The 11967-nt window shown below is 51.8% G+C and carries 10 protein-coding genes and 1 other annotated feature; all 10 genes read right to left on the bottom strand.

Going from position 1 to position 11967, the window contains the following annotated elements; genetic code table 11:
* Nucleotides 1-114 precede the first annotated feature (114 nt).
* Nucleotides 115-3714, bottom strand: coding sequence for a DNA-directed RNA polymerase subunit beta' (gene rpoC / locus NFU03_RS04740; protein WP_285835412.1), 3600 nt, complete (start codon nt 3712-3714; stop codon nt 115-117).
* Between the two features lie 102 nt (nt 3715-3816).
* Nucleotides 3817-7359, bottom strand: coding sequence for a DNA-directed RNA polymerase subunit beta (rpoB, locus tag NFU03_RS04745; protein ID WP_251636536.1), 3543 nt, complete (start codon nt 7357-7359; stop codon nt 3817-3819).
* A gap of 303 nt (nt 7360-7662) precedes the next feature.
* The gene (locus NFU03_RS04750) at nt 7663-8265 is read right to left on the bottom strand and encodes a class I SAM-dependent methyltransferase (RefSeq protein ID WP_251636537.1); all 603 of its coding nucleotides are present in this window, start codon (nt 8263-8265) and stop codon (nt 7663-7665) included.
* A gap of 95 nt (nt 8266-8360) precedes the next feature.
* Nucleotides 8361-8726 carry a 50S ribosomal protein L7/L12 gene (gene rplL / locus NFU03_RS04755; RefSeq protein ID WP_251636538.1) on the bottom strand — a complete coding sequence of 122 codons (366 nt, stop codon included), beginning with the start codon at nt 8724-8726 and terminating at the stop codon, nt 8361-8363.
* A gap of 61 nt (nt 8727-8787) precedes the next feature.
* Nucleotides 8788-9288, bottom strand: a complete 501-nt coding sequence (gene rplJ / locus NFU03_RS04760) for a 50S ribosomal protein L10 (RefSeq protein WP_251636539.1) — start codon at nt 9286-9288, stop codon at nt 8788-8790.
* Nucleotides 9289-9323: 35 nt separating this feature from the next.
* Nucleotides 9324-9472, bottom strand: a sequence feature (ribosomal protein L10 leader region).
* A 42-nt stretch (nt 9473-9514) separates the two neighbouring features.
* Entirely contained in the window at nt 9515-10213 is a 699-nt protein-coding gene (gene rplA, locus NFU03_RS04765) for a 50S ribosomal protein L1 (RefSeq protein ID WP_251636540.1), read from the bottom strand.
* A 117-nt stretch (nt 10214-10330) separates the two neighbouring features.
* The gene (gene rplK / locus NFU03_RS04770; protein ID WP_251636541.1) at nt 10331-10756 is read right to left on the bottom strand and encodes a 50S ribosomal protein L11; all 426 of its coding nucleotides are present in this window, start codon (nt 10754-10756) and stop codon (nt 10331-10333) included.
* Between the two features lie 175 nt (nt 10757-10931).
* Entirely contained in the window at nt 10932-11468 is a 537-nt protein-coding gene (nusG, locus tag NFU03_RS04775) for a transcription termination/antitermination protein NusG (RefSeq protein ID WP_251636542.1), read from the bottom strand.
* A 108-nt stretch (nt 11469-11576) separates the two neighbouring features.
* Nucleotides 11577-11762, bottom strand: a complete 186-nt coding sequence (gene secE / locus NFU03_RS04780) for a preprotein translocase subunit SecE (protein WP_251636544.1) — start codon at nt 11760-11762, stop codon at nt 11577-11579.
* A gap of 54 nt (nt 11763-11816) precedes the next feature.
* On the bottom strand, nt 11817-11966 hold the full coding sequence (gene rpmG / locus NFU03_RS04785; protein ID WP_251636545.1) for a 50S ribosomal protein L33: 150 nt from the start codon (nt 11964-11966) through the stop codon (nt 11817-11819).
* Between the last annotated feature and the right edge of the window lies 1 nt (nt 11967).

The following is an 11967-nucleotide window of genomic DNA, read 5'->3' on the forward strand; positions in this document are numbered from 1 at the left end:
CCTCCAAAGTACAGACATTCAACTATCAACCTTTTGTATAGTACCATTTCCAAGAAGTCGTGTCAACAATAAAAATGGTACGGGAGGAGAGGGCCCCTCCCGTTTTGCTGAGGATTATTCAGCAGTCACTGCGTCTTCTTCAAGTTCTCCGCCATGCTCGAGCTCGATGCCGCGGTAGCGCTGCATGCCAGTACCGGCCGGAACGAGTTTCCCGATGATGACGTTCTCTTTCAAGCCGAGCAGTTCGTCCGTCTTCCCTTTGATGGCTGCGTCTGTAAGGACACGGGTCGTCTCCTGGAACGAAGCGGCCGAAAGGAATGATTCCGTTTCGAGGGACGCTTTCGTGATTCCGAGGATGACCGGCCGTGCCGTCGCAGGAAGTTTGCCTGCTTTCAGCACTGCTGTATTGGCATCCGCGAACTGGTGGATGTCGAGCAGTGAGCCCGGGAGCAGATCCGTGTCACCCGCTTCGATGACCCGCACTTTGCGCATCATCTGGCGGACCATGACCTCGACGTGCTTGTCGCCGATTTCAACGCCCTGCATCCGGTATACTTTCTGAACTTCTTTCAGCAAGTACTCCTGGACAGTGGAAACGTCTTTGACGACGATCAGCTCTTTCGGGTCGATGGATCCTTCTGTCAGAGCCTGGCCGCGGGTAATCGTGTCTTCGACAGCGACTTTCAGACGGCCGTTGTAAGGCGCAAGGTATTTACGTGTTTCCACGTCGCCTTTGATGGTGATTTCTTTTTGTCCTTCACGGATTTCGTCGATGTCGGTTACAACACCTGTGATTTCCGAAATGACTGCCTGACCTTTCGGGTTCCGGGATTCGAAAATCTCCTGGATCCGCGGAAGACCTGACGTGATGTCGTCCCCTGCAACGCCGCCTGTGTGGAATGTACGCATCGTCAGCTGGGTTCCCGGTTCACCGATCGACTGGGCAGCGATGATACCGACCGCTTCGCCCACTTCGACCGTTTCGCCAGTCGCCAGGTTGATGCCGTAGCATTTCTTACAGACGCCGTGCTTCGTGTTACATGTGAACGCCGAACGGATGGACATCGTAGTGATTCCTGCATTGATGATCGTTTGCGCGACTTCAGCCGTGATGAGCTGGTCTTTTTCCGCCAGCACTTCACCCGTTTCAGGATGGAGCACCCGCTTCTTCGCATGACGGCCTTCAATCCGCTCTTCCAGTGATTCGATCAGTTCCACGCCTTCTGTGAGCGCCGAGATTTCCAAACCGCGGTCGGTGCCGCAGTCGTCTTCCCGGACGATGACGTCTTGTGCAACATCGACGAGACGGCGTGTCAGATAACCGGAGTCCGCTGTCTTCAGCGCAGTATCGGCAAGACCTTTACGGGCACCGTGCGTGGAGATGAAGTACTCGAGTACTGTCAGACCTTCACGGAACGATGACTTGATCGGCAATTCGATGATCCGTCCTGCCGGGTTCGCCATCAGTCCGCGCATTCCGGCGAGCTGGGTGAAGTTGGATGCGTTACCCCGTGCTCCCGAGTCACTCATCATGAAGATCGGGTTTGTGTTTTCAAGGGAGCCCATCAGTTTGTCCTGGATGGTATCCTTCGCGTGGCTCCAGTAGGAGATAACACGGTCATAACGCTCTTCTTCAGTGATGAGACCACGTCGGAATTGCTGTGTCACCTTGTCCACTTTCGCCTGGGCATCCTGCAGAATTTCATGTTTGTCAGGGAGTACGACGATGTCGGAGATACCGACAGTGATCCCTGCACGTGTTGAATATTTGAATCCGAGGTTCTTCATGCGGTCGAGCATTTTCGACGTTTCCGTGATATGGAAGCGGCGGAAGATCTCCGCGATGATGTTACCAAGATATTTTTTAATGAATGGTGAAACGATTTCCGCATTTTTGATATGCTCGCGGACGTCAGTTGTGCCGGGCACAAAATACTTGGCCGGTGTTTCGACTTGAAGGTTGTGCTGGGTCGGCTCATTGATATACGGGAATGATGCCGGCAGGATCTCGTTGAAGATCACCTTACCAACCGTTGTGATCAGCAGCTGACTATTTTGTTCTTCCGTAAATGTCGGGTTGTTCAGCGAGCTGGCTTTGATGGCAATACGGGAATGCAGATGGACGTGTCCATTCTGGTAAGCGATCAGCGCTTCGTTGGCGTTGCTAAACGTTTTCCCTTCACCGACTACCCCGCTTCGCTCTAGTGTGAGGTAATAGTTACCCAACACCATATCCTGGGACGGTGTAACAACCGGTTTCCCGTCTTTCGGGTTCAGGATGTTCTGCGCTGCGAGCATGAGCAGGCGCGCTTCTGCCTGAGCTTCTGCCGAAAGCGGTACGTGGACGGCCATCTGGTCACCATCGAAGTCAGCGTTGTAAGCTGTACAGACGAGCGGGTGGAGCTGTATCGCCCGGCCTTCGACGAGCATCGGTTCGAACGCCTGGATACCGAGACGGTGAAGCGTAGGGGCCCGGTTCAAGAGAACAGGATGCTCCTTGATGACGTCTTCGAGAACGTCCCATACTTCGGAGTGAAGGCGCTCGATCTTGCGTTTCGCACTCTTGATGTTATGTGCTAATCCGCGTTCCACGAGTTCTTTCATGACGAACGGCTTGAACAGTTCGATCGCCATCTCTTTCGGCAGACCGCACTGGTACATCTTAAGGTTCGGACCGACGACGATAACGGAACGGCCTGAGTAGTCGACACGCTTACCGAGCAGGTTCTGACGGAAACGCCCCTGTTTCCCTTTAAGCATGTGGGAAAGGGATTTCAACGGCCGGTTGCCCGGTCCTGTTACCGGACGTCCGCGGCGGCCGTTATCGACCAATGCATCGACAGCTTCCTGAAGCATCCGCTTTTCGTTCTGCACGATGATCCCAGGAGCCCCTAGGTCAAGCAGTCGTTTCAGACGGTTATTCCGGTTGATGACGCGGCGGTACAGGTCGTTCAAGTCGGACGTTGCGAAACGTCCGCCGTCGAGCTGCACCATCGGACGGAGTTCCGGCGGGATGACAGGGAGGACTTCAAGCACCATCCATTCCGGGTGGTTGCCCGAGTTACGGAATGATTCCACAACTTCCAGACGGCGGATTGCGCGTGTTCGGCGCTGCCCCTGGACCGTTTTCAGTTCTTCCTTCAGGCTCTCCGTCTCCTTGTCGAGGTCGATTGCAGACAATAGCTGTTCAATCGCCTCTGCTCCCATGAGGGCGGAGAATTTCTTGCCATACTTTTCACGGTACAGACGGTACTCTTTTTCAGAGAGCAGCTGTTTCCGCTCAAGCGGGGTATCTGCAGGATCGACGACGACGTATGACGCGAAGTAAATGACCTCTTCGAGTGCACGCGGTGTCATGTCCAGGATCAGACCCATCCGGCTCGGAATCCCTTTGAAATACCAAATATGTGTGACAGGTGCTGCCAGTTCAATGTGCCCCATCCGTTCACGGCGCACTTTCTGACGTGTCACTTCGACGCCGCAGCGGTCACAGACGACACCTTTGTAACGAACCCGTTTGTACTTTCCGCAGTGGCATTCCCAGTCTTTTGTCGGTCCGAAAATACGCTCGCAGAACAATCCATCTTTTTCAGGCTTCAATGTGCGGTAATTGATCGTTTCCGGCTTTTTGACTTCCCCATAAGACCAAGAACGGATCTTGTCCGGTGAAGCCAGCCCGATTTTCATATACTCAAAGTTATTAACATCTACCAAGGAGCCTACCTCCCTCTAGTCTAGTCGCTGCCTTGCTGGCCCTGTGTTCATCACAAAAAGGGGGACTGTGCCCCCGTTTTAAATTGGTTGTGCCTTATCGGATCAGACTGGCTGGTCCTCTTTCATAAGGTTTAGTGCGTCCGTTGGCTGCATATCATCGTCTTCTTCCAGATCACGCAGTTCGATTTCCTGGAAGTCCTCCGAAAGCATCTTGACGTCCAATCCAAGGCTCTGAAGCTCTTTGATCAGTACTTTGAAGGATTCCGGAACGCCCGGCTGCGGTACGCTGTCGCCTTTGACGATCGCTTCATACGTTTTGACACGTCCGACCACGTCATCCGACTTCACGGTCAGGATTTCCTGGAGTGTATAAGCGGCCCCATAAGCTTCAAGTGCCCAAACTTCCATCTCCCCGAAACGCTGTCCGCCGAATTGGGCTTTCCCGCCGAGCGGCTGCTGGGTGACGAGTGAGTAAGGACCTGTCGAGCGGGCGTGCAGTTTGTCATCGACCATGTGCGCAAGTTTGATCATGTACATGATTCCGACAGACACACGGTTATCGAATGCTTCTCCGGAACGGCCGTCATACAGCACGGTCTTTCCGTCTCGGTCCATCCCTGCTTCTTCCATCGTATTCCAGACGTCTTCCTCGTTCGCGCCATCGAATACCGGCGAAGCCATGTGCACGCCAAGCGAGCGGCTCGCCATACCCAAGTGCATCTCCAATACCTGTCCGATGTTCATACGGGATGGTACGCCGAGCGGGTTAAGCATGACGTCTACCGGTGTTCCGTCCGGCATGAACGGCATGTCGGATTCCGGTAGGATGCGGGAGATGACCCCTTTGTTCCCGTGACGTCCGGCCATCTTATCCCCGACGGAGATTTTACGTTTCTGGACGATGTAGACACGCACGAGCTGGTTGACACCCGGTGCGAGTTCGTCGCCGTCTTCACGGTTGAACACTTTCACGTCGAGGACGATGCCGCCAGCGCCGTGAGGTACTCGCAGTGACGTATCGCGCACTTCACGCGCCTTCTCACCGAAGATCGCGTGGAGCAGCCGTTCTTCCGCTGTCAGTTCCGTCACCCCTTTAGGCGTGACTTTCCCGACGAGGATATCACCGTCATGGACTTCCGCCCCGATCCGGATGATTCCGCGGTCGTCCAAGTTGCGGAGCGCGTCTTCCCCGATGTTCGGGATGTCCCGTGTGATCTCTTCAGGTCCGAGTTTCGTATCGCGGGCATCTGATTCGTATTCTTCGATATGGACGGATGTGAACACGTCGTCCTTCACGAGACGCTCACTCATGATGATGGCATCCTCATAGTTGTAGCCATCCCATGTCATGAAGGCGATCAGGATGTTCTGGCCGAGTGCCATTTCTCCGTTTTCCATCGACGGTCCGTCTGCGAGGATGTCCTTCTCCGCAACACGGTCGCCGACGCGGACGATCGGACGCTGGTTGTAGCATGTCCCCTGATTCGAACGGATGAAGTTCGAGAGGCGGTATACGTCGAGATCCCCTTTGACTTCTTTCCCTTCGACTACGTTGATGCGTCGGACGCGGATTTCTTTCGCTTCCACGTGTTCGACGATCCCTTCATAGCGGGAAACGACAGCTGCACCTGAGTCACGTGCTGACACGTGCTCCATCCCTGTGCCGACGAACGGCGCTTTCGGATTCAGAAGAGGCACCGCCTGCCGCTGCATGTTCGCTCCCATGAGGGCACGGTTCGAGTCATCGTTCTCGAGGAACGGGATACATGCCGTCGCTGCCGAAACGACTTGTTTCGGTGAAACGTCCATGTAGTCGATCTGTTCGCGTTTGAAGACAGTGTTGTCCCCTTGGAAACGACCGACAACTTCTTCATTCGTGAATGTACCATCTTCATTCAGCGGTGCGTTCGCCTGGGCGACGACATAGTTGTCCTCCAGATCCGCTGTCAGGTAATCGATACGCTCTGTGACACGACCGGTATCCGGGTCGACTTTCCGGTAAGGTGTTTCGATGAAACCGAACTTGTTCACTTTCGCAAACGTGGAAAGTGAGTTGATCAGCCCGATGTTCGGACCTTCCGGTGTCTCGATCGGACACATACGGCCATAGTGGGAGTAATGGACGTCACGTACTTCCATGCCGGCACGTTCACGCGTCAGTCCGCCCGGTCCGAGTGCTGAGAGCCGGCGTTTGTGCGTGAGTTCGGCCAGAGGGTTCGTCTGGTCCATGAACTGGGACAGCTGGGAGCTGCCGAAGAACTCTTTGATGGACGCGATGACCGGCCGGATGTTGATGAGCTGCTGAGGGACGATCGATTGTGTGTCGTTGATCGACATACGCTCTTTCACGACACGTTCCATCCGGGACAGACCGATCCGGAACTGGTTCTGCAGCAATTCACCGACCGAACGGAGACGGCGGTTTCCGAGGTGGTCGATATCATCGGTTGTACCGACGCCATGCAGCAAGTTGAAGAAGAAGCTGACAGACGCAATGATGTCCGACGGTGTGATGTGCTTGATGGCGTCATCGATGATCCCATTGGAGATGACATTGATGATCTGGCCTTCTTCACCTTTAGGCGCATAGATCTTGACGGACTGGATCCGGATATCCTCATCCAGGACGCCGCCTGTTTGGCTCAGATCCTCGGTGCTGAGACCGTTTTCGAAGTATGGCAGCAGCTTATCGAGCATACGGCGGTCGATCAGCTGGCCTTTTTCGATCAGGATCTCCCCTGTTTCAGGATCAGCCAGTGTTTCTGCGATCGTCTGGTTGAACAGACGGTTCTGCAGGTGGAGTTTTTTGTTCATCTTATAGCGGCCGACATTCGCCAAGTCGTAACGCTTCGCATCGAAGAAGCGCGAGAACAGCAGGTTCTTTGCGCTTTCCAGCGTCGGCGGCTCGCCCGGGCGCAGACGCTCGTAAATTTCGAGCAGTGCTTTTTCGGAGTTTTCCGTGTTATCTTTTTCAAGAGAGTTTCGGAGGTATTCGTTGTCGCCGAGCAGATCGATGATTTCCTGGTCGCTCGAGAAGCCAAGCGCTCTGAGAAGGACTGTGATCGGCAATTTACGAGTGCGGTCGATCCGTACGTGGACAACGTCTTTTGCGTCCGTTTCGTATTCGAGCCATGCACCGCGGTTCGGGATGACCGTGGCACCAAAGCCGCGTTTCCCGTTCTTATCGGTCTTGTCATTGAAATAGACACTTGGTGACCGGACCAGCTGGGAAACGATGACCCGTTCCGCACCGTTGATGACGAATGTGCCATTTTCGGTCATGAGCGGGAAATCACCCATGAAGACGTCCTGTTCTTTTACGTCTTCGGTTTCTTTATTGTGCAAACGGACTTTCACTCGAAGCGGTGCGGCGAAAGTCACGTCCCGCTCCTTCGATTCGTCCACAGGATATTTAGGTTCGCCGAGCTGATAATCGACAAATTCCAATGAAAGATTTCCGGTGAAGTCCTGGATCGGAGAGATGTCGTGAAACATTTCCCGCAGACCTTCTTCTAAAAACCACTCATAAGATGCCGTCTGGATTTCAATCAAATTCGGCAGATCGAGTACTTCGCTGATTCTCGCGAAACTTCTGCGCTGACGGTGTTGACCATACTGAACTAAATGACCTGTCAACTCTTTCACCCCTCATAAGACAATAATAGAGCGCGTTTGGCATGCACGATCCTTCCGAGCCGGCACAAAATTCACGCCATGCTGACCAAACCACCCATAATAAGTCTTTCCGAAATCAAAAAAATAGTGTATGATATCGAAAAAACAAAAAGAAAACGAGTTCCGGCTAGAGCTCATTTTCGATTTACCCATCTTTTATCCAACGTCAGTATACCTAAGATTGCTAACACTTATGCAAGTGTATAAATAGGCATACGAATGCAGTATATTTATTGTTGCATTTTATAATGCTATCACACAGTCCATCTCGCGTCAATGTTTTTTTGACTTGAAGATGTAATACCCCTTGCTTTTTTCCACGATGTCTGCATTCCCGAACAACTCGTTCAGTTTCGCCTCTGTAGACGGAGCCCCCTGTTTCTTCTGGATGACCACCCACAACTCTCCTCCTTCCGCCAGCCGGCTGCACGCTTCTTTGTAGATTTTGAATACGGTTTCCTTGCCTGCCCGGATCGGCGGGTTCGTGAGGATGGCCGCGAACTCTTCGGTGTCCACGGACTCGAGTGCATCACTCGGGTACACTTTCACATTCTGTATCCCATTTTTGGCAGCATTCGATTCGGCGAGCTTGATGGCGCGTTCGTTGACGTCAACCATCTGGATAATCCTTTCCGGAAGCAGGGATGCAACCGCGAGACCGACCGGCCCGTAGCCGCAGCCGACATCGAGTATATCGCCTTCTATGCCAGGTTCCGTGAATGAGTCGATAAGCAGCCGCGAGCCGAAATCGACTTCCCCTTTGCTGAACACGCCGGCATCCGTCGTGAAAGCGAAATTCCGGCCGCGCAGAACGGTCGTCCATTGCTGCGGCTCGCTTTTTGTATGCGGGTTTTTCGTATAGTAATGATCCGACATAATATCCCTCCGCTCTTCCCGCTGTAAAAGCGGGTATAAAAAAAACGGAGAAAAACCCGTCAGCAAAGACGAGCTTTTCTCCGTGATTCCAGCTATTACTTAACTTCTACAGAAGCACCGACTTCTTCAAGTTTACCTTTGATTTCGTCAGCTTCTGCTTGGTCAACGCCTTCTTTGATTGCTTTAGGAGCGTTATCAACAACTTCTTTCGCTTCTTTCAAGCCGAGACCTGTGATTTCGCGAACGACTTTGATGACTTTGATCTTCTGGTCTCCAGCGCCAGCAAGAATTACGTCGAATTCAGTTTGCTCAGCAGCTGCTTCTCCAGCACCAGCGCCTGCGCCAGCAGCTACAGGAGCTGCAGCAGTTACGCCGAATTCTTCTTCGATTGCTTTTACGAGGTCGTTAAGTTCAAGAACAGACATTTCTTTGATAGCGCCTAAGATTTGTTCGTTAGTCATTATAGTTCCTCCTAGTGGATGTGGTTTACGGGTGATCCCGCAGTTTGGTCAAGATGCGATATTACGCGCCTTGTTCTTCTTTCGATTCTGCGACTGCTTTGGTAACCAATGCGAAGTTGCGCATAGGAGCCTGCAGCACGCTGAGGAGCATGGAGAGAAGTCCTTCGCGTGAAGGAAGAGTCGCCAATGCTTTCACTTCTTCAACAGAAGCGATCGCGCCTTCGATGACACCTGCTTTGATCTCAAGTGCTTCGTTATCTTTCGCGAAGTTGTTGAGAACGCGTGCCGGTGCAATGACGTCTTCAGTCGAGAACGCAATTGCGTTCGGTCCTGTAAGATGTTCGTTCAGGCCTTCAAGACCTGATGCTTCCGCTGCGCGGCGGGCCATCGAGTTTTTGTAGACTTTGAATTCAACGCCTGCTTCGCGAAGTTGCTTACGCAGTTCAGTTGCTTGTGCAACGTTCAGTCCGCGGTAGTCAACGACGACCATGGAAGCAGATGCTTTCATCTTGTCCGCGATTTCAGTTACAACCGCTTTTTTTGCTTCTAATACTGTGCTCATCTTGACACCTCCTGTTTAGTATAGGGGCATTCATACCATATGCATAAAAAGCCCTCCGATCTGTGAAACAGACGGAGGGCTGGAAAGTCGTCATCTTTTCGCTTCGAAAAAGAGCGTCTTGTCCCTCGGCAGGATGATTAAGCGCATGCGCCCCTGCTGTCTGCGGTACAAATCGTATTGTTCAACAAACGTTATCCTACCAGAGAGCAGGAAGTCTGTCAACAGATTATTTTACAGTTACTGAAGAAGTGTTGATCTTTACAGCAGGTCCCATAGTCGTTGTTACAACAACAGACTTCATGTAAGTACCTTTTGCTGCAGCCGGCTTCGCCTTCTGGATCACTTCAAAGACAGCGTTAAAGTTTTCTGCAAGTTTGTCGTCACCGAACGAAACTTTACCGATTGGCGCGTGGATGATCCCCGCTTTGTCTGCACGGTATTCTACTTTACCTGCTTTGATCTCTTCAACGGCTTTCGTTACATCGAATGTAACTGTGCCTGTTTTCGGGTTCGGCATGAGACCTTTTGGTCCGAGCACGCGTCCGATTTTACCAACTTCACCCATCATGTCAGGTGTTGCAACGATAACATCGAAGTCAAACCATCCCTGTTGGATTTTAGCGATATATTCAGCGTCGCCGACATAGTCAGCGCCAGCTGCTTCCGCTTCTTTCACTTTTTCGCCTTTAGCGAAAACGAGTACGCGCTGTGTCTTACCAGTACCGTTCGGCAGTACGACTGCTCCGCGGATCTGCTGGTCGTTTTTACGTGTATCGATTCCGAGACGGAAAGCGACTTCGACAGTTGCATCAAAGTTGGTCGTGCTTGTTTTTTTAGCGAGTTCAATCGCTTCAGTAAGATCGTAAGCTGCTGTGCGGTCTACAAGCTTCGCAGCTTCTACGAACTTTTTACCTCTTTTAGTCATCTGATAGTTCCTCCTCGATTGTGGTTTTAGCGGAATGAACCTCCCACGTTTAAGGGTTGCGTGTTCTTTCGAACGACCGCAACCCCCGTATCAATGTCCAATGGATTGAAATGACAATCAGTCTTCGATCGTGATTCCCATACTGCGAGCAGTACCTTCAACCATTGCCATCGCCGCTTCAACAGATGCAGCATTCAAATCCTGCATTTTCTGTTCAGCAATTTCTTTAACTTGATCACGCTTCACGACAGCAACTTTCGTTTTGTTCGGTTCGCCTGATCCTTTTTGGATTTTAGCTGCAACCTTCAGCAAAACCGCTGCTGGCGGAGTTTTTGTGATGAATGTAAATGAACGGTCTTCGAATACAGTGATTTCAACAGGGATGATTAGTCCTGCCTGATCAGATGTACGCGCATTGAATTCTTTACAGAATCCCATGATGTTCACACCCGCTTGACCGAGCGCCGGTCCAACTGGCGGTGCTGGGTTTGCTTTTCCTGCCGGAATTTGCAATTTCACAAGTTTGATTACTTTTTTAGCCACGAGACACACCTCCTTAAGTCCGTGATGTGGTATTTGGGTTGCCCCTCCCACTCAATATGTGCCTGCCGGCTTCCGCCGGTAGAATTTTGTTAAGACGTCCAGACTAATCGATGTCTGACCTTTGAAATAATACCATTATTCCGCTCGGTTTGCAAGAGGGAACGCACTATTTTTTTCAATCGGTGCGTTCGACCTGAGCAAAGTCCAGTTCCATATTCGTTTCGCGGCCGAACATATCGACGGACACTTTGACTTTCCCTTTGTCCAGCTCGATTTCTTCGACTTTCCCCTGGAAGCCCGCGAACGGCCCCTCCAGCACTTCCACCATTTCGCCGATTTCGAAATCGACATCGAGTTTGCGGTCTTTCACGCCCATCTGTTTCAGGATGAACTCGACTTCCTCCGGCAGCAGCGGTGTCGGTTTGGCACCGCCGCCTGACGAACCGATGAATCCTGTGACGCCCGGTGTATTCCGGACGACATACCAGGAGTCATCCGTCATGATGACCTCGACCAGCACGTAACCCGGGAAGGTTTTGCGCATGACCGTCCTCTTCTTGCCTTCTTTGAAATCCGTTTCTTCTTCTTCAGGGACGATGACCCGGAAGATCTTATCCTGCATGCCCATCGTTTCGACACGCTTCTCGAGGTTCTCTTTCACCTTGTTTTCGTACCCAGAGTACGTGTGGACGACGTACCAATTTTTCTCCATTTCCATAGCGCTGAGGACTGTGCGTCCGTCCCTCCTTTTTGTTCAAATGAAAAAACCCGTTCTTTCAGTCAGACGGGATATTTTCAAAATGCTATTCAACATGCTCTATTATAACGCAACATACCATTCCATGACCCGCGATAAGCCGAGATCCACGAGACCGAAATAGACAGCCATGAAAACGACGGTGCTGATGACGACGATCGTATAGCGTGTCAGATCCTTCCGTTTCGGCCAGCTGACTTTCCGCATTTCCGTGACAACATTTTTAAAGAAACTTGTTATCTTGCCCATTCTTTTACAAACCTCCGAATAGTAGATATGACGGCCTTCAGTCCAGCCAGACCCTCACGCTGTTTGTCTGTGTACTGTATGCTCATTGCAATGGCTGCAGTATTTTTTCAATGTAAGCCGTTCTGCGGTACTGCCGCTTGCCGCCGGCATCGAATAATTTCTGGAGCCGCATTTTTCACAGCTAACTACAATTTTTTTTGACATC

This window comes from Sporosarcina sp. NCCP-2716 (assembly GCF_023707985.1).
In the GTDB taxonomy this organism is placed as follows: domain Bacteria; phylum Bacillota; class Bacilli; order Bacillales_A; family Planococcaceae; genus Sporosarcina.

Bases quoted from the DNA above. Each gene is read 5' to 3' on its own strand.
- rplJ (WP_251636539.1), bottom strand. From the start codon at position 9,288: ATGAGCACAGTATTAGAAGCAAAAAAAGCGGTTGTAACTGAAATCGCG.
- rplL (WP_251636538.1), bottom strand. From the start codon at position 8,726: ATGACTAACGAACAAATCTTAGGCGCTATCAAAGAAATGTCTGTTCTT.
- NFU03_RS04750 (WP_251636537.1), bottom strand. From the start codon at position 8,265: ATGTCGGATCATTACTATACGAAAAACCCGCATACAAAAAGCGAGCCG.
- nusG (WP_251636542.1), bottom strand. From the start codon at position 11,468: ATGGAGAAAAATTGGTACGTCGTCCACACGTACTCTGGGTACGAAAAC.
- secE (WP_251636544.1), bottom strand. From the start codon at position 11,762: ATGGGCAAGATAACAAGTTTCTTTAAAAATGTTGTCACGGAAATGCGG.
- rpmG (WP_251636545.1), bottom strand. From the start codon at position 11,966: ATGTCAAAAAAAATTGTAGTTAGCTGTGAAAAATGCGGCTCCAGAAAT.
- rplA (WP_251636540.1), bottom strand. From the start codon at position 10,213: ATGACTAAAAGAGGTAAAAAGTTCGTAGAAGCTGCGAAGCTTGTAGAC.